Below are 18,042 nucleotides of genomic sequence, written 5' to 3' on the forward strand. Positions count from 1 at the left end.
AACCGGGCGGAGAATGGCTCCAGCCCGGTTCTTTTCAACCCGATTACGTTACTTCAGGTATTCGCCGCTACGCAGCGCTTCAATACGTTTATCCAGCGGCGGGTGAGACATAAACAGCTCGCTCAGCGACTTTGATTTGCCGTTGATGCAGAAGGCCATCATGCTGTTTGCTTCCTGCGGCTCGTAGCTGGTTTTCAGACGTTGCAGCGCAGCAATCATCTTTTCACGACCCACCAGTTTCGCGGAACCGGCATCCGCGTGGAACTCACGATGACGGGAGAACCACATGGTAATGATGCTTGCCAGGATACCGAACACCAGCTCCAGCACCATTGAAACAGCAAAATAGATCAGCGGGTTGCCGTTGCTCTCTTCACCCTCATCACGGTTGCCACCCATAAACCCGGCAGCAATCTGTGCCAGAATACGAGAAATAAAGATAACGAAGGTGTTCACCACGCCCTGGATCAGGGTCATGGTGACCATATCGCCATTGGCGATATGGCTGATCTCGTGAGCAATAACCGCTTCCGCTTCGTCACGGCTCATGTTTTGCAGCAGGCCGGTACTGACGGCCACCAGGGACGCGTCACGACGCGCACCGGTAGCAAACGCGTTAATATCCGGCGCGTGGTAGATGGCTACCTGCGGCATGGCAATGCCCGCCTGCTTTGACTGCTGAGCAACCGTGCTCATCAGCCACTGCTCCATATCGTTACGCGGTTGCTCAATAACTTCACCGCCCACGGATTTCAGTGCCATCCACCTGGACATCAGCAGTGAAATGAAAGAGCCACCGAAACCAAACAGCAGCGCCATAATCAACAGACCTTGAACGCTGCTCGACTGAATTCCCGTCAGGCTTAGCACCAGCCCGAATACCACCATCACCGCCAGGTTGGTGAGCAGGAAGAGCGCGATTCGCATCATAATATTCTTTTAACCTCAGTTTAACAAAACGCACTATGCGATTACCCACATCGTATGGGTATTACGGCTATTTTCAAGCATCCAGACGGCGTAAGTCACCAGAAAGACACAACTTTACACAATTGGAAATCTGCCTGACGGAAGGAGGAGGTACATAAAGAAACAGGCACAATTTCTTGTGCCTGTTGGGGGATTATTTTGTCGGAGCAGGTTGCAGGGCGGGTTTCTCTTTTTCCAGCTTCGCGAGATCAAGCGCGATATGCACCGTCTCGTCCAGATACGGATCGGGCTCCTGGTAATCCTTAGGCAGATCGTCCAGTTTTTTGAGCAGAGGCTTGCCTTCACGTTTGAAGCGATCGTTGATACGCGCCAGACGTGTCGCGTCATCTTCATTGTTCTCTTTCTCACGCTGGGCGTAGTTCAGAGACACAATGTTCCGTTTCGCTTTTAAAGCGTTGAAACGCGCGATGTCCTTCATGATGTACTGGAATTCCGGATCCTTCCCGATGCGATCGTTGTGATTTTTCAGCAGTTCCGGTCCGAACTGTTTCATATCACCTGATTTCACGAATGTCGCGGCATCAATGCTATCCCACGGCAGCGCGTTATCTTCAAACTTCTCGCCCGTTTCCGTCTCTTCGGTACCTGTCGGCATCATGATATCCGGCGTCACGCCTTTGCGCTGCGTACTGCCGCCGTTGACGCGGTAAAACTTCTGAATGGTGTACTGTACTGAGCCCAGCGCAGGCCACTCAGGGCGCAGCATCTGGTCGTAAATACGGTTCAGAGAGCGGTACTGCTGAACGGTGCCCTTGCCAAACGTCGGTTCGCCGACGATTAATGCCCGGCCGTAATCCTGCATGGCAGCAGCGAAGATTTCCGATGCAGAGGCGCTGAAGCGATCGACAAGCACCACCAGCGGACCCTTATAGTAGACCACACCATCGGTATCGGCATCTTCACGCACTTTACCGTTGTTATCGCGCACCTGTACCACCGGGCCAGACGGGATAAACAGCCCGGAAAGCGAGACGGCCTCGGTCAACGCCCCGCCGCCGTTGCTGCGCAGGTCAATGATCACGCTGCTGACATTCTGCTTTTCAAGCTTCTGGAGCTGCACTTTCACATCATCGGTCAGGCCGACGTAGAAACCTGGGATATCCAGAACGCCAACCTTCTCTTTACCCACGGTTTTCACCGACATTTTCACCGCGCGATCTTCCAGACGGATACGCTCACGGGTCAGAGTAACGATACGGGTTTTAGTCCCCTTACCGGCTGGCAGGATCTCCAGGCGAACTTTGCTGCCCTTCGGCCCTTTGATCAGCGCAACAACATCATCAAGACGCCAGCCAATCACGTCCACCATGCTCTTTCCGGTTTGACCCACACCGACAATACGGTCGCCTACGCTGATCGCTTTGCTTTTCGACGCAGGGCCACCGGCCACCATGGAGTTGATTACGGTGTAGTCATCGTCCATCTGAAGCACAGCACCGATACCTTCCAGAGACAGGCTCATTTCGGTATTGAACTGTTCGGTGTTACGTGGAGAGAGATAATTAGTGTGCGGATCAATTTCATGCGCAAACGCGGTCATCGCCAGCGAGAAAACATCTTCACTGTTGGTCTGCGCCAGACGACGAATAGCGAATTTGTATCGACGATTTAACGTCTCACGGATCTCTTTCTCGTCTTTGCCTGTAAGCTTGAGGCTCAGTTCGTCATATTTGACTTTTCCGTCCCACAGCGCATTCAGTTCAGCCTCGTCTTTCGGCCATGGCGCTTTGCTGCGGTCCAGATTAAAGGTGTCGTTGCCGGTGAAGTCCATCGGACGTTCCAGCACTTTCAGCGCGTATTGATAACGCTCAAAACGGCGCTTTTGCGATAAGTTGTACAGATCGTAGAACAGATCGAGCTTTCCGGAGCGCAGCTCATCACCCACTTCGGATTTGCGTTTAGCGAACTGTTCGACATCGCTGGCCAGCAGTACGTTATGGCTGTAATCCAGCAAGTTCAGATAACGGTCAAAGATTTTGGCCGAAAAGGCCTGATCGAGATCGAACTGACGATAGTGCGAACGAGTAAAGCGCGACGTCACGCGCTCACTCACCGTCGCGTGCTGAGTCTCTTCCTTGAGCACCGGAATTTGATCAACACGCGTAATATCGTCCACAGCGAAAGCGTGGCCTGTTATAGCAAACAGGCCAGCCAGCGCGGTGAGCTTAAAAAAAGTGTTCATGCCAGGCTCGGCCTCCGTTTCAGAACAACAAGTGTTCTGCGCGTACAATCATTGACATACCAGAAGTCAGCTGTACACGAACGCCATCTTTGGTGATTTCCAGTACGGTGGCGTCCATCGCGTTGTTACCCGCTTTCACCTTCAGAGACTGACCTACGCTCAGCGCATTGATGTCAGAAACCGGGGTGTGACGCGGCTCTTCGCGCGGCGCACGTGGGGCTTTAGCTGCGGGTTTGTCAGCACGCGGTTTGCGATCGTTATTTTCAGTACGACGCGGTGCCGGGCGCGGTTTACGCTCGCGACGAGGGGCGTCTTCCTGACCGTTTGCCGCTGCGGCTTCGCGTTTTTTCGCCTGCTGTTCCGCACGCTGTGCCTGCACGCGAGCTTTGGCTTCTTCAAGCTGCTTACGCGCATGTTCTACGTGCTGCTCGTCCAGCTCACCGCACGGGTTGCCGTCAAGGTCGACACGGGTCGCACCCGGCTTGATACCGTACAGGTAACGCCAGCTCGAGGTATAAAGGCGCAAGGCAGAACGAAGCTGCGTTTTGCTGAGGTTCATCTCCCCCTCAACGCGCGCGACCAGATCCTGAAAGATACCGACTTTCAGAGGACGCGCTTCACCTTCAGCGCTGAAGCACTGCGGGAAACGCTCGGCCAGAAATGCGATAACTTCTTTACTGCTATTCAACTTAGGTTGATTTTCCATGAAATTTCCTGATTACAACGGACGTTGCCAACAAGCGCAGGCATGAACAGGCGACATTATAATGACGCTATCAGTAAATGCTACGTTATCCGTTGATTATCCTGCGACGCTCGCAAAGAATTTATGATAATCGGTCTCTGCCAGAACATTTTCCAGGTTTGCGGCCAATGCGCGCAGCCCCTGCTCATCCTCGGCAGTAAAGCGGCTGAAGACCGTGCTGTCGATATCCAGAACGCCAATAATCTGATTTTTAACCATCAGCGGCAGTACGATTTCAGAATTGCTGCTGGCATCGCAGGCAATGTGGCCGTCAAACGCATGAACATCTTCGACACGCTGAACCTGACGGGTCGCCACTGCGGTACCGCACACGCCACGACCTACCGGGATGCGTACGCAGGCGAGTTTACCCTGGAAAGGCCCCAGCACCAGCGTGTCACCTTCCAGCAGATAAAAGCCCGCCCAGTTCACGTCAGAAAGGCGTTCGAACAGTAACGCACTGGTATTTGCCAGAGTGGCTAAGAAACTGGTTTCCCCTGCCATTAATGCCTTAAAATCGCGATTCAGATCCGCGTAGAATTCTGTTTTGTTCATTATTCAACCACTTAGTTATCTTACATAGTTACCGCATAGCCTATTAAAATAAGCATTAAATGCGCTCATGCTCAAGATGAATCCGTTCATGAGTTATTATAACTTTCAACAATACTAATCTGTGTGCGACTGATGGCCCTAAAAACACCCCAAATTACGCCGACACGAAAGATCGTTGTCCGTACGGTAAGCCAGGCTCTGCCCCGTGCACATTATCAGCGTTGTCCCCAGTGCGATACGCTTTTTATGTTGCCGAAGATGAAATCGCACCAAAGTGCTTTTTGTCCATGCTGCGATGCCAAAATCCGCGATGGCCGGGACTGGTCATTGACGCGTCTGGCGGCAATGGCGGTCACCATGCTACTGCTGATGCCCTTCGCCTGGACCGAGCCGCTGTTAAAGCTCTACATGCTTGGCGTGCGTATTGACGCTAACGTGTTGCAGGGGATCTGGCAGATGACGCGCCAGGGCGATCCGCTTACGGCCGCCATGGTGCTGTTCTGCGTCGTCGGCGCGCCGTTGGTGCTGGTCGCGGCAATTGCCTACCTGTGGTTTGGCAACATTCTGGGGATGAACCTGCGCCCTGTCCTGCTCATGCTGGAAAAGCTCAAGGAGTGGGTGATGCTGGACATCTATCTGGTAGGCATTGGCGTGGCCTCCATCAAGGTGCAGGATTATGCGTTTTTACAACCCGGCATTGGCCTTTTCGCGTTTATTTCACTGGTCCTGCTGAGTATTTTGACTCTGATTCATCTGAATGTTGAACAGCTTTGGGAGCGATTTTACCCGCAGCGCCCCGCGACCCGGCCTGATGAAAACCTGCGCGTCTGCCTGGGCTGCCATTACACCGGTTTTCCGGATAAACGCGGGAGATGCCCACGCTGCCACATTCCGTTAAGATTGCGACGCAACAACAGCCTGCAAAAGTGCTGGGCGGCGCTAATCGCCTCCCTGGTATTTTTGTTCCCGGCCAACATGCTGCCGATCTCCGTAATTTATGTGAACGGCGCCCGTCAGGAAGATACTATCCTTTCGGGGATTATCTCTCTGGCGCACAGTAACGTGGGGGTCGCCGCCATTGTTTTCATCGCCAGTATTCTGGTGCCCTTTACCAAAGTGGTGGTGATGTTTACGCTGCTTATCAGCATTCACTTTAAATGCGAACAAGGACTACGCACCCGCATCCTGCTTCTGCGATTTGTGACCTGGATTGGTCGCTGGTCGATGTTGGATCTGTTCGTGATTTCGCTGATGATGTCGCTCATCAATCGCGATCAGTTACTTGCTTTTACCATGGGACCCGCAGCTTTTTATTTCGGCTCTGCGGTGATATTGACTATTCTTGCAGTGGAATGGCTGGACAGCCGCTTACTTTGGGACGCACATGAGTCAGGAAACGCCCGCTTCTCCGACTGAAGCGAGAATTAAAACAAAACGCCGCATTTCGCCATTCTGGTTGCTGCCTGTCATCGCGCTGATGATCGCAGGCTGGCTTATCTGGACGAGCTATGAAGATCGCGGAAGTACCATCACGATTGATTTCCAGTCTGCGGACGGCATTGTCGCCGGACGTACCCCCGTTCGCTTCCAGGGGGTGGAAGTGGGTACCGTGCAGGATATTTCCCTTGGCAAAGGGCTGAACAAAATCCAGGTCCGGGCGAGCATTAAGTCTGATATGCAGGATGCCCTGCGTGCCGAAACGCAGTTCTGGCTGGTCACGCCTAAAGCCTCCCTGGCCGGCGTTTCCGGGCTGGATGCGCTTGTGGGCGGTAACTATATCGGCATGATGCCCGGCAAAGGTGAGCCACAGGATCACTTTGTTGCGCTGGATACCCAGCCGAAATATCGGCTGGATAACGGCGATTTGATGATCCATCTCCGCGCGCCGGATTTGGGCTCGCTGAACAGTGGTTCTCTGGTCTATTTCCGCAAAATTCCGGTAGGCCGCGTTTACGACTACGCCATTAACCCGAACAAAGATGGCGTGACCATTGATGTACTCATCGAGCGCCGTTTTACCAACCTGGTGAAAAAAGGCAGCCGCTTCTGGAACGTCTCAGGCGTCGATGCCGACCTGAGCTTAAGCGGTGCGAAAGTGAAGCTTGAGAGCCTGGCGGCGCTGGTGAATGGCGCTATCGCCTTTGACTCACCTGCTAACTCCAGCCCTGCCGCCGCAGAAGATACCTTTGGCCTGTACGCCGACCTGGCGCACAGCCAGCGCGGTGTCATCGTCAAGCTGACCCTGCCGGATGCCAAAGGCCTTAAAGCCGGTTCGACCCCGCTGATGTACCAGGGTTTAGAGGTCGGGCAACTGACAAAATTAACCCTCAATGCGGGCGGTTCCGTTACCGGCGAAATGACGGTGGATCCGAGCGTGGTGGATCTCCTGCGGGAAAAAACGCGCATTGAACTGCGTAATCCGAAGCTCTCCCTCAGCGACGCCAGCATCAGCTCTCTGCTGACGGGAAGCACCTTTGAGCTGATCCCCGGCGAAGGTGCGCCGAACAAAAACTTTGTTATCGCGCCGGCGGATAAAGCCCTGCTGCAAAAACCCGGCGTGTTGACGGTTACGCTGAATGCACCGGAAAGCTACGGTATTGAAGCCGGGCAACCGCTGATCCTGCACGGTGTGCAGGTGGGCCAGGTCCTCGAACGTAAGCTTTCGGAAAAAGGGGTCTCCTTCTCCGCCGCCATCGATCCGCAGTACGGCAACCTGGTCCACGGCGACAGTAAATTTGTGGTTAACAGTCGGGTCGACGTGAAGGTGGGTCTGGACGGGGTTGAGTTCCTCGGCGCCAGCGCCAGTGAGTGGGTTAACGGCGGGATCCGCATTCTGCCGGGCAGCAAAGGTGCGCTGCGCGAAAGCTATCCGCTGTTCGCCAATCTGGACAAAGCCATTGAAAATAGCCTCGGCGACCTGCCAACCACCACGCTGACCTTAAGCGCTGAAACGCTGCCGGATGTCCAGGCGGGCTCCGTCGTGCTTTACCGTAAGTTTGAGGTGGGGGAAGTGATCACCGTTCGTCCTCGTGCGGACGCGTTTGATATCGAACTGCATATCAAGCCGGAGTACCGCAAGCTGCTCACGCCAAACAGCGTGTTCTGGGCTGAGGGTGGCGCGAAAGTGCAGCTCAACGGCAGCGGGCTGACCGTACAGGCATCGCCTCTCTCCCGTGCCCTGCGCGGTGCGATCAGCTTCGATAACCTGAGCGGCGCCGGCGGCAACATGCGTAAAGGTGACAAGCGGATCCTCTTCCCGTCCGAAACCGCGGCGCGCGCGGTCGGGGGCCAGATTACCCTGCACACCTTTGATGCCGGTAAACTGGCAGAAGGCATGCCCATCCGCTATCTCGGCATTGATATCGGGCAGGTCCAGAAGCTGACGCTGATCACCGCGCGCAACGAAGTGCAGGCGACCGCCGTGCTTTATCCGGAATATGTGCAGACGTTCGCCCGGGCAGGCTCGCGCTTCTCGGTAGTTACGCCGCAAATTTCTGCCGCAGGGGTTGAGCATCTCGATACCATACTTCAGCCGTACATTAACGTTGAACCGGGTCGCGGCAACGCACGTCGTGAATTTGAGTTGCAGGAGGCCACCATCACCGACTCCCGTTATCTGGACGGTCTGAGCATTGTGGTTGAAGTGCCGGAAGCCGGTTCGCTGGGCATCGGTACGCCGGTCCTGTTCCGCGGCATTGAAGTAGGGACAGTAACAAGCCTGACGCTGGGTAATCTGTCCGATCGCGTGATGGTCGGCCTGCGCATCAGCCAGCGTTATCAGCATCTGGTGCGCAACAACTCGGTGTTCTGGCTCGCTTCAGGCTACTCGCTGGACTTCGGCCTGACCGGTGGCGTGGTCAAAACGGGGACCTTTAATCAGTTCATTCGCGGCGGCATTGCCTTCGCGACGCCGCCTGGCACGCCTCTGGCGCCTAAGGCGCAGGCAGGTAAACACTTCCTGCTGCTGGAAAGTGAACCGAAAGAGTGGCGCGAATGGGGAACGGCGCTGCCGCGTTAATCTCGCAGGCTCCGGTGTCAACGCGCCGGAGCCTTTATGTTACACTGCGCACCTGAATGTTTCCCTGTGGTGTGCCCGTGGCTCAAAACTCCGTATTTCTTCCCGAACAATTCCTCGCACAGATGCGCGAGGCGCTTCCAGCTCATCTCTCTTTCGACGATTTCGTCGCCGCATGCCAGCGCCCTTTGCGCCGGAGTATTCGCGTCAATACGCTGAAAATCAGCGTCGGGGCGTTTCTGGATCTCGTCTCCCCCTACGGCTGGCAATTAACGCCAGTGCCGTGGTGTGAAGAGGGTTTCTGGATCGAACGGGATGACGAGGAGAGCCTGCCGCTCGGCAGCACCGCCGAGCACCTGAGCGGGCTGTTTTATATTCAGGAAGCCAGCTCCATGCTGCCGGTTGCTGCGCTGTTTGCCGACGGGAACCAGCCTGAGCGGGTTATGGATGTCGCGGCGGCGCCGGGCTCTAAAACCACGCAGATTGCCGCCCGGATGAACAACCGCGGCGCGATCCTCGCCAACGAATTTTCCGCCAGCCGCGTTAAAGTCCTGCACGCCAATATCAGCCGCTGCGGGATCCACAACGTCGCGTTAACGCACTTCGATGGTCGCGTGTTTGGCGCTGCCCTGCCGGAAGCCTTTGATGCCATCCTGCTCGACGCGCCCTGCTCCGGCGAAGGCGTGGTGCGTAAAGATCCTGATGCGTTAAAAAACTGGTCCGTTGAAAGCAACCTGGAGATCGCCGCCACGCAGCGCGAACTGATCGACAGCGCGTTTCATGCCCTGCGCCCAGGCGGGACGCTGGTTTACTCTACCTGCACGCTGAATCGCGATGAAAACGAGGACGTCTGCCTGTGGCTCAAGCAACGCTATGCGGATGCCGTCGAGTTTCTGCCGCTGGACACCCTCTTCGACTCGGCCAGTCATGCGGCCACGCCTGAAGGCTTCCTGCATGTCTTCCCGCAGATTTACGATTGCGAAGGCTTCTTTGTTGCCCGTCTGCGTAAAACCCGCGCCGTCGATCCCTTGCCTGCCCCTAAGTTTAAGGTCGGCAACTTCCCGTTCGCGCCGGTCAAAGGCCGTGAGGCGGCACAGGCGCAAGCGGCTGCGAGCAAAGTCGGCCTGCACTGGGATGAGAGCCTGCGCCTCTGGATGCGTGACAAAGAGCTGTGGCTGTTCCCGGTCAACATCGAACCGCTGATTGGTAAGGTGCGTTTCTCCCGCCTCGGTATTCGCCTGGCGGAGATCCACAACAAAGGCTATCGCTGGCAGCACGAAGCGGTCATTGCGCTGGCCGGCAGTGAGAACACCTTTGCCCTGACGCATCAGGAAGCGGAAGAGTGGTATCGCGGTCGTGACGTTTACCCGGAAGACGGCCCGTCACAGGATGAAGTCATCGTGACGTATCAGGGCTATCCGCTGGGGCTGGCGAAAAAAGTCGGCTCGCGGCTGAAAAACAGCTATCCGCGCGAACTGGTACGCGATGGCCGCCTGTTTACCGGTAACAACCGCAGCGCCTGAAAAAAAGCGCATTTTTTTACTGGCGATTTCGCTCTCCTTGTCTAGGATCAAAAATGGGTGACTGCACTGGTCATACCAGATTTTGGGGCAACAAACCGGAGAGCATTATGACGAAAACCAGCGTACGCATTGGCGCTTTTGAAATCGACGACGCTGAATTGCGCGGCGAATCACAAGGCGAACGAACGTTAAGTATTCCCTGCAAATCCGATCCGGATTTGTGCATGCAGCTGGACGCCTGGGATGCAGATACCAGCGTCCCGGCAATCCTAGATGGGGAACATTCCGTTCTGTACCGTGAGCATTACGACAGTAAAACCGATGCCTGGGTCTTGCGTCTTGCCTGACCCAAAGAGAACCCGCCCGAAGGCGGGTTATTTATTACTGAAGCTGCGCCAGCGTCAGAAAGCCCCCGAATACTGCCCCCGTATCAATGTAGTGCAGATTGTTAAAATCGTAGCGTTTGTCCACAGGCGTATGTCCAAACCAGAAGTGATCCGCGCCGCTAATGCCCTGCCCTTTGCCCACCATAAAGCCCATTAACCGGTCGCGATCCCACAGCACGCGCTGGGCATCCACCGGCTTATGCCAGCCATATTCGGCGGAGGGATAATCCGCATGAGCAATCACGTTCAGACCGTTTTTGCAGGTTATTTCAATAATGTGCGGTAAGTCCCGACACGCATCGAGTAAACCCTTCGCCTGTTTTTGTTGAGCGTCCTTAAGCCCGGTAAACCAGTTACCGCCATTTATCGACCAGAGACTAAAATCATTATTTTCAAGCGCATCTAACGCCATTTGCTCGTGATTACCGCGTACCGCATAAAACCAGTTTTCCTGCATCAGCTGTAAACATTTTACGCTGTCAGGCCCGCGATCGATAATATCCCCCACCGAGATCAGCAGATCCGTATCAGGATTAAAATGCCGTCGTTTCAGCTCATCCATAAGCCACTGATAGCAACCATGAATATCGCTGACAACCCAGACATGACGCCAGTGTTCTCCCTCTATTTTCTGATACATAACGCCTCCTGTAAGAAGTATAGCTGCCACAGAAAATGTCATGAGCTGGCGTTGGATTTTGCGAATCCAAACAAACCATAAACCAGCAGGAAATAAAGATCGCTGCGCTATTAATCCCTTATTCCCTGGCCTTTAAAATAGAGCGGAATAAAAAGAGGGATTTTCACGTGTCAAACATACACCTGCAAAACGATGTTTTTTATCCGCATCGCACAAATATTATTTCTGAACTGGTGAGAGGAAAACGCGTTCCCGGCCCAATCTGGCACAAACGTGATTACCGGTTAAAGTTCCTTCTACGCTCGCTTTTATTCTGGTCCTCCACCCATCGCATGCTGGAGGCCCTGTCCGGGCGCGATGATTTCGACAAGCTGCTCACCTCTCAAATTACCTTGCCGAGCAAAACTCACCGCCAGTATCTGATGCGCGGCCTGAACTCAAACGACCGGGCCGATGCTATCGTCAGCCACTATCAGTGGATTGATAGTCTGAAAAACATCGCCCTCGCCCACGCGCTGACCAGCCCGCAAGAGGTGCCAGTTGTCCGGTTCGAGGCAAAAAACGGCGAAATCTATACCGTCCACGCCTCGTCCGCAGGTAAGGCCGAACGCGAAGGCGAAAGCACGCTTTGGCTGCACGACAATGACAATACGCTGCTTGCCAGCCTGACGTTCTGTGTCGCACGCAGTAACGGCCGTACGGTGCTGGTGATCGGCGGCCTTCAGGGTCCACGTCGTCATGTTTCACGGGAGGTGATTAAGCAGGCTACCCGTGCCTGCCATGGGCTTTTCCCGAAACGCGTGCTGATGGAGGTGATCTTCCAGCTTGCCTCACGCTCGAACATTAGCGCGATTTTTGCCGTCAGCGATGAAGGCCATGTTTTCCGCGCGCTGCGCTACCGTCTGAGCAAAGGCCGTCATTTTCACGCCAGCTACGACGAGTTCTGGGAAGGCCTGAACGGAAAGAAACTCTCCCCCTTCTGCTGGCAGTTGCCGCTTCAGATGGAGCGTAAAGCACTGGATGAGATTGCCAGCAAAAAACGCGCCGAATACCGTCGCCGCTTTGCGTTACTTGATGATATTGCGGCTTCCGTACATGCGCGCATTGATCCCGCAATCGTCTCAGGCAAAATACAAACAAAGATTTAACAAAACAGCCAAAAAGGACTGGACTTACGCCTGCCGGGTTGTGGTATGTTTGAAGCAGGCGCACAGGAAGTGAACCTTCTGCTGAGACGAAAACCGGATTTTATCGTTTATTTTCAAGCAGATAAAAAGAGACCGAATACGATTCCTGTATTCGGTCCAGGGAAATGGCTCTTGGGAGAGAGCCGTGCGCTAAAAGTTGGCATTAATGCAGGCTCAATCGCCTTGCCCTTTAAGAATAGATGACGACGTCAGGTTTTCCAGTCCACAGCAAAAGTGGTCTGAAAAAAAGCGTCATAACATCACTAAATGTGAAAAACCGCAGAGCTTTTACAAGCACCTGCGGTTTTTTTTTACTGGAAACCTGACGGCTAGCAGAGCTTTTCAGCGCGCTCAATAAACGGTGCCAGACTCATCTTCTGCCCGGGGTTTGCCGGGTCATCTACCTGGATCACGCTGACAGGCTGTCCGTTACTTTTCCCGCTGGCAACCTGCTGCTCCGCCACGTCATTTAACGGATACTGCACGAGCGTACTGGGATTGATGACATACAGCGCGTTACCGGGACGGCAGGTAAGCATGACTTCTTCACGATTAAATGCCCAGTTGTCCTTACCCACTTCAAACCGGCTGACAGTGATGACCTGCGGCGCGGCTAACGCACTGCTGGCACAGGTGAGAAGTAAAAGAGAAAGCAGTGTCTTTTTCATATGTTATTTAACCTTGTCAGAAGGGTTCCCAGGTCGCGAACAGGCTGACGGCCGCCAGTACCAGCGCGCCCAGCACCACCTCTGCCTGTGTCATCCTGATAAAAATCTGTTGTTCCCGCCCGGACTCCGGGCGAAAGCGTGGCACAAGAAAATACCGATTCGCCAGCGCAATTGCCACCATCATCATGACCAGCGCACATTTGAACAACAACAGCTGGACATAAGGCGCCTGCCACGGCACGTTTATGCCAACAATAAAGAGCGTATTGATTATCCCGGTCAGCAGCACGCCTGCCACGGCGTAATGCCCCACGCGGGAGAAGCGCATCATGGTAAAGATAGCGGCTGGCTGCCAGCGGCCTTTCGCCAGACGCATACAAAACAGCAGCGGCAGTAAACCACCCACCCAGGTCGCGGCGCAGAGCAGGTGAAGCGCATGGTTGAGACGATGCAACGCTCCCGGTGCGCCACCGTTCATCGCGGCATGTCCCACGCCCGCCAGCAGCACCAGCTGCCCCATCGCGAGCAGTAACAGCCGTGAGCCTTTTTGCGGGGTAAGCCATGCAGCGCCCGCAGTCACAGCGGCCAGCACCATTTGCCACAACCAGACGCCGCCAAATTGCGTTCCCAGCACGCTGCGCCAGACCGCCGGACGAATGACATCGCCCCAGCCGTTGCCCATCAACCCACTTTGCAGGCCAAACATCAGCAGAGCCGCTATCAGGCTGATTAAGGCCGCGAGTTTCTGCTGCCGCTGGAAACGCCGGGTCATGAGGCGCTGCAACGAAGACGGCGCAAACCAGACGCTGTAAAGCGCGTTGCCGAAAAGCAGCATCAGCGCAGCAAAATGGATAAAGCGTAACGCGACGTAGCTCAGGGTCAGCATGCTATTTCACGCTAAAGTGATAGCTGCCTTTGGTTTTGTGGCCATCCACGGAGACCACATGCCAGTCCACCGTGTAGGTGCCGGACGTCAACGGTTTCTCAAGAGGAACAATCAGCTTTGCGTTATCCTTCTCGTCACGCTTCACCGCGCCGGTCTGGATCTTGTGCTGCTGCGCGTCCGTCACCACCACGCCGCTGAAGGCAGGCTCAATGCCTTCCGAGAAGTTCAGGGTAATGACCTCTGGTGCCACCGCAACGGTATTTTCCTGCGGGGATTGCTGCTTAAGATGCGCATGGGCCAGAACTGAGGGCGTGATGGCTGAAGAGAGCAGAAATGCCAGCGCGCACGCGACACGGGAAGGGGTAAAATGCATCACAATCATTCCTTTTCGTTATGCCTGAATGCTAAAGAATAACTCTGTATAATTAACGAGTCGAGGAACATCCTTTGCTCCCTTGTCATCGTTGAACAATCGCGGTAACGTTGCCGCCGCAGAAAAGGAGAAGGAAATGAACGTTAATCTGGCCGCCCTTCCTCAGGACGAGATGGACAAAGTGAATGTCGATCTCGCCGCCGCGGGGGTCGCATTCAAAGAGCGTTACAACATGCCCGTCGTGGCTGAAGTGGTAGAGCGTGAACAACCCGCGCATCTGCGCGACTGGTTTCGCGAACGTCTCATTGCGCATCGCCTCGCCTCCGTCAATCTCTCGCGCCTGCCGTACGAACCTAAAGTTAAATAAGCTTAACGTCTCGTTACACTTCCTTACGCGTTATGTGGCAGGATAAGAAAACCCTGATAAATTTAGGTGTAATCTTAAAATCCCAGCGACTTAGTGTATAAGGAAGTCACGATGTCACGATGGAATATTGCCGCGGCTCAGTATGCCCCGCGGCACAACTGTGTTGATGAGCACGTAAAACATCACCTGCACTTTATTGCCGAGGCTGCCTGGCATGGGTGCGATTTGATCGTCTTTCCGGAGCTTTCGCTTACCGGCCCAGGCGGAACATCCTTACCCCCACCCCCTGACGATTTGCAGCTTGCCCCCCTCCTTCACGCCGCCCAGTCACGTTTCATCACGGTGATTGCTGGTATTACGCTCCAGCAACACGGCCAGCCCCAGAAAGGACTCGCGCTTTTCACCCCTAACCTGTCGACCATTCGGCGTTATCCGCAGGGCAACGGTGCGGGTGTTATTCCTGGCGATAAACGGTTAACCATCGTGGATAACCAGGCTGACGCCCCGGAACTGGACCCGGAGGCAACGCTGTTCACCAGCAGCCTGGCCGTGGGCGAGCATCGCTGGCGGCAATCCATCGGTTCGTTACAACGCTTCGCGCACAAGTACGCCATCGCGGTATTAATGGCGAACGCGCGCGGCGGTAGCGCGTTATGGGATGAAAAAGGTCAGCTGATCGTACGTGCCGATAAGGGAGAACTGCTGCTAACCGGTTCTTTAGGCCAACAGGGTTGGCAAGGCGATATCATTCCATTAGGCTAGGCATTTTTGGATCAGGAGCGATCAATGCTGCGCGTTATCGATACCGAAACCTGTGATTTGCAGGGTGGAATTGTGGAAGTCGCTTCTGTCGACGTGATTGACGGAAAGATTGTCAACCCCATGAGCCATCTGGTGCGCCCGGATCGTCCCATCAGTGCGCAGGCGATGGCGATACATCGTATTACGGAATCGATGGTGGCGGATAAGCCGTGGATTGAAGAGATCATCCCTCTTTACCACGGTAGCCAGTGGTATGTGGCCCATAACGCCAGCTTTGACCGCCGCGTGCTGCCGGAGATGCCCGGCGAATGGATTTGCACTATGAAGCTGGCGCGCCGTCTGTGGCCGGGGATCAAATACAGCAATATGGCGCTGTATAAGTCGCGTAAACTCAGCGTGCGGACGCCGGAAGGGCTGCATCATCACCGCGCTCTTTACGACTGCTACATCACCGCAGCGCTCCTGATTGATATCATGAATACTTCCGGCTGGACGCCAGACGATATGGCGACCATTACCGGGCGCCCCGCGCTACTGACCACCTTTACGTTCGGAAAATATCGCGGGAAGCCAGTATCGGAAGTGGCGGACAAAGATCCGGGCTATCTGCGCTGGCTGTACAACAACCTCGACAGAATGAGCCCGGAACTGCGCCTGACGCTGAAGCATTATTTAGGCGAAGCCTGAGTCCCCGCCCGGCCTGGCAGCGTATCCTGCGCCAGGCCAATCAAAAAGGCGTACTCCAGCGCCACCCCTTCATAGGATTTAAATCGCCCTGATTTCCCTCCGTGCCCCGAGTCCATATCGGTACACAGCAGCAGCAAATTATCGTCAGTTTTCAGCTCACGCAACTTCGCCACCCATTTCGCGGGCTCCCAGTACTGTACCTGGGAATCGTGCAGGCCGGTGGTCACCAGCATATGCGGATAGGCTTTCGCCTCGACGTTATCGTACGGGCTGTACTCTTTCATGTAGCGATAATAGGTTTCATCCTGCGGGTTCCCCCACTCCTCAAACTCCCCGGTGGTCAGTGGAATGGACTCATCCAGCATGGTCGTCACCACGTCCACAAACGGCACCTGGGCGATAACGCCTTTAAACAGTTCAGGCCGCTGGTTGATCACGGCGCCCATTAGCATGCCCCCGGCGCTGCCCCCCATGCCAAAGCAGCGCTGCGGATCGCCATAACCCTGCGCGATCAGCGCATCGCAAACATCAAGGTAGTCATTAAAGGTATTTTTCTTTTTGAGAAATTTTCCGTCTTCATACCAGTGCTGACCCAGCTCGCCGCCGCCGCGAATATGGGCAATCGCATAAACAAAACCGCGGTCGAGCAGGCTCAGCCTGCTGCTGCTGAAATCGGCGTCCATGCTGGAGCCATAGGAGCCATAGCCATAGACGAGGATGGGGTTTTTACCTTTGTTGAAGTGCGCCTTGTGATAGACGAGCGACACTGGGACTTCAACGCCGTCGCGTGCGGTCACCCACAGGTGCTCACTGCGGTAATTTTCCGACTCAAAACCCCGGACCTCAGCCTGTTTAATCACCTGACGCTGCCCGGTGTCCATATCCAGTTCAAACAACGTATCCGGGGTGGTCATCGACGAATAGCCGTACCGCAGGCGGGACGATTCCGGTTCCGGGTTAAAGCCGATCCACGTTACGTAAGCCGGGTCATCGAACGCAATGCCCACCACTTCGCGGGTTTTGCGGTTGATTTGGCGGATACTGGTCAGTCCGCGCTGACGCTCTTCCACCACCAGCCAGTCGGTAAACAGGGTGAACCCCTCCAGCATCACCTGATCGCGCGCGGGAATTAACACTTCCCATTTGCGTTCATCGCGCACTTTGGTTTTATAAAGGCCAAAGTTTTTGCCCTCGCGGTTCGAACGCAGGTAAAAGCTGTGCTGGAAGTGATCCAGGCTGTACTCATGATCTTTACGGCGCGGCAGGAAGCACAGAGGCTGCGCATCCGGCAGCTCTGCATCCAGCAGCAGCACTTCTGAGGTGGTGGCGCTGGAGAGGAAAATGATCACGTAGTGGCGAGACGACGTTTTGTGCAGGCTGACATAGAACGTCTCGTCTTTTTCCTCATACACCAGTTCATCGTCGGCGGAATCGGTCCCCACCGTATGACGCCAGACCTGATAAGGCAGCAGCGTTGAGACATGCTTTTTAACGTAGTAGACCGTTTCTGAATCGTTACCCCAGACAAAATCGGGGGAGACATTATCCAGCATTTCGGGATACCAGTTTCCCGTTTCAAGATTGCGGAAACGCAAACCGTACTGGCGGCGGGAGAGGTAATCCTCAGCCAGCGCCATAATGGCGTTATCGGGGGAAATGGACATGCCTCCCAGCGTATAAAACTCACTGTGGGCAGCACGTTTGTTGGCATCCAGCAGGATCTCCCATTCATCCCACTCGGCGCTCAGCACAGACTGGCGCTGGTAGAGGGGATATTCGTTTCCCGGCTCATAAATATGGCGATAGCGATAACCGTTCTTGCACCACGGGGCAGAGACATCACGCTGGGGGATACGCTGCACCATTTCCTTCAGAAGTTGATCCTGAAGCGCCTGCTGGCTGGCCATGACCTGGCGGCCATAGTCGTTTTCCTCGTGCAGATAGTCCAGCACCTCTGGCCGGGAACGAGAATCGTCCCGCAGCCAGTAGTAGTTATCTATACGCGTATCGCCATGCGTGGTGATCGCATAAGGAGTACGTCGGGCTTTTGGAGGCATGGCATTCTTACTTTTTCGT

At 54.9% G+C, this 18,042-nt stretch carries 18 protein-coding genes; 9 read left to right on the plus strand and 9 right to left on the minus strand.

The features are described from left to right. Positions 1–48: 48 nt before the first annotated feature. From htpX to IM290_RS14330, 4 genes are all read right to left on the minus strand, one after another. Positions 49–930 carry a protease HtpX gene (gene htpX / locus IM290_RS14315; RefSeq protein WP_015570297.1) on the minus strand — a complete coding sequence of 294 codons (882 nt, stop codon included), beginning with the start codon at positions 928–930 and terminating at the stop codon, positions 49–51. A gap of 193 nt (positions 931–1,123) precedes the next feature. Further along, positions 1,124–3,172, minus strand: a complete 2,049-nt coding sequence (gene prc, locus IM290_RS14320) for a carboxy terminal-processing peptidase (RefSeq protein ID WP_015570296.1) — start codon at positions 3,170–3,172, stop codon at positions 1,124–1,126. A gap of 19 nt (positions 3,173–3,191) precedes the next feature. Then, the gene (gene proQ / locus IM290_RS14325) at positions 3,192–3,878 is read right to left on the minus strand and encodes an RNA chaperone ProQ (protein WP_003859895.1); all 687 of its coding nucleotides are present in this window, start codon (positions 3,876–3,878) and stop codon (positions 3,192–3,194) included. A 96-nt stretch (positions 3,879–3,974) separates the two neighbouring features. Continuing rightward, the gene (locus tag IM290_RS14330; protein WP_193042398.1) at positions 3,975–4,472 is read right to left on the minus strand and encodes a GAF domain-containing protein; all 498 of its coding nucleotides are present in this window, start codon (positions 4,470–4,472) and stop codon (positions 3,975–3,977) included. Between the two features lie 132 nt (positions 4,473–4,604). Between IM290_RS14330 and yebS the strand changes: the two genes are divergently transcribed. From yebS to IM290_RS14350, 4 genes are all read left to right on the plus strand, one after another. Further along, positions 4,605–5,888: a membrane integrity lipid transport subunit YebS gene (gene yebS / locus IM290_RS14335; RefSeq protein WP_193042397.1), complete on the plus strand. Its 1,284-nt coding sequence runs from the start codon at positions 4,605–4,607 to the stop codon at positions 5,886–5,888. Next, positions 5,857–8,490, plus strand: coding sequence for a PqiB family protein (locus IM290_RS14340; RefSeq protein ID WP_193042396.1), 2,634 nt, complete (start codon positions 5,857–5,859; stop codon positions 8,488–8,490). Before yebS ends, IM290_RS14340 begins: the two co-directional genes overlap by 32 nt. Positions 8,491–8,546: 56 nt before the next feature. Then, positions 8,547–10,010, plus strand: a complete 1,464-nt coding sequence (rsmF, locus tag IM290_RS14345) for a 16S rRNA (cytosine(1407)-C(5))-methyltransferase RsmF (protein WP_040117784.1) — start codon at positions 8,547–8,549, stop codon at positions 10,008–10,010. Between the two features lie 107 nt (positions 10,011–10,117). Beyond that, positions 10,118–10,357 (plus strand): YebV family protein, encoded by a 240-nt coding sequence (locus IM290_RS14350; protein ID WP_003859885.1) that lies wholly within the window; start codon positions 10,118–10,120, stop codon positions 10,355–10,357. Between the two features lie 34 nt (positions 10,358–10,391). Here IM290_RS14350 and pphA read toward each other — a convergent pair whose 3' ends face one another. Next, positions 10,392–11,036 (minus strand): protein-serine/threonine phosphatase, encoded by a 645-nt coding sequence (pphA, locus tag IM290_RS14355; RefSeq protein ID WP_015570293.1) that lies wholly within the window; start codon positions 11,034–11,036, stop codon positions 10,392–10,394. Positions 11,037–11,203: 167 nt separating this feature from the next. Here pphA and IM290_RS14360 point away from each other — a divergent pair, with 167 nt between their 5' ends. Then, entirely contained in the window at positions 11,204–12,184 is a 981-nt protein-coding gene (locus tag IM290_RS14360; RefSeq protein WP_193042395.1) for a VirK/YbjX family protein, read from the plus strand. Between the two features lie 45 nt (positions 12,185–12,229). Then, positions 12,230–12,427: a hypothetical protein gene (locus IM290_RS14365; RefSeq protein ID WP_017693250.1), complete on the plus strand. Its 198-nt coding sequence runs from the start codon at positions 12,230–12,232 to the stop codon at positions 12,425–12,427. A gap of 125 nt (positions 12,428–12,552) precedes the next feature. Here the strand turns inward: IM290_RS14365 and IM290_RS14370 are convergent, their stop codons facing one another. The 3 genes from IM290_RS14370 to yobA are packed head-to-tail and all read right to left on the minus strand — an operon-like array spanning position 12,553 to position 14,150. Beyond that, complete coding sequence (locus tag IM290_RS14370; RefSeq protein ID WP_045911187.1) at positions 12,553–12,891, minus strand: YebY family protein; 339 nt, start codon at positions 12,889–12,891, stop codon at positions 12,553–12,555. A 16-nt stretch (positions 12,892–12,907) separates the two neighbouring features. After that, positions 12,908–13,777, minus strand: coding sequence for a copper homeostasis membrane protein CopD (copD, locus tag IM290_RS14375; protein ID WP_193042394.1), 870 nt, complete (start codon positions 13,775–13,777; stop codon positions 12,908–12,910). 1 nt (position 13,778) lies between these two features. Continuing rightward, a complete protein-coding gene (yobA, locus tag IM290_RS14380) occupies positions 13,779–14,150 on the minus strand; it encodes a CopC domain-containing protein YobA (RefSeq protein ID WP_017384342.1) in 372 nt (123 codons plus the stop codon). A 136-nt stretch (positions 14,151–14,286) separates the two neighbouring features. Here yobA and IM290_RS14385 point away from each other — a divergent pair, with 136 nt between their 5' ends. The 3 genes from IM290_RS14385 to exoX all read left to right on the plus strand — a co-directional run bounded on the left by IM290_RS14385 (position 14,287) and on the right by exoX (position 15,966). Beyond that, positions 14,287–14,517 (plus strand): DNA polymerase III subunit theta, encoded by a 231-nt coding sequence (locus IM290_RS14385; RefSeq protein WP_003859784.1) that lies wholly within the window; start codon positions 14,287–14,289, stop codon positions 14,515–14,517. Positions 14,518–14,628: 111 nt separating this feature from the next. After that, entirely contained in the window at positions 14,629–15,279 is a 651-nt protein-coding gene (locus IM290_RS14390; RefSeq protein ID WP_015570289.1) for a carbon-nitrogen hydrolase family protein, read from the plus strand. Positions 15,280–15,303: 24 nt separating this feature from the next. Continuing rightward, on the plus strand, positions 15,304–15,966 hold the full coding sequence (gene exoX, locus IM290_RS14395) for an exodeoxyribonuclease X (RefSeq protein WP_015570288.1): 663 nt from the start codon (positions 15,304–15,306) through the stop codon (positions 15,964–15,966). Here the strand turns inward: exoX and ptrB are convergent. Further along, positions 15,948–18,023: an oligopeptidase B gene (gene ptrB / locus IM290_RS14400; RefSeq protein ID WP_193041523.1), complete on the minus strand. Its 2,076-nt coding sequence runs from the start codon at positions 18,021–18,023 to the stop codon at positions 15,948–15,950. The two genes, exoX and ptrB, sit on opposite strands and share 19 nt — an antisense overlap. Positions 18,024–18,042: the final 19 nt, after the last annotated feature.

Source organism: Enterobacter cloacae complex sp. S1 (assembly GCF_014930525.1).
Classification (GTDB): Bacteria; Pseudomonadota; Gammaproteobacteria; order Enterobacterales; family Enterobacteriaceae; genus Enterobacter; species Enterobacter hormaechei_C.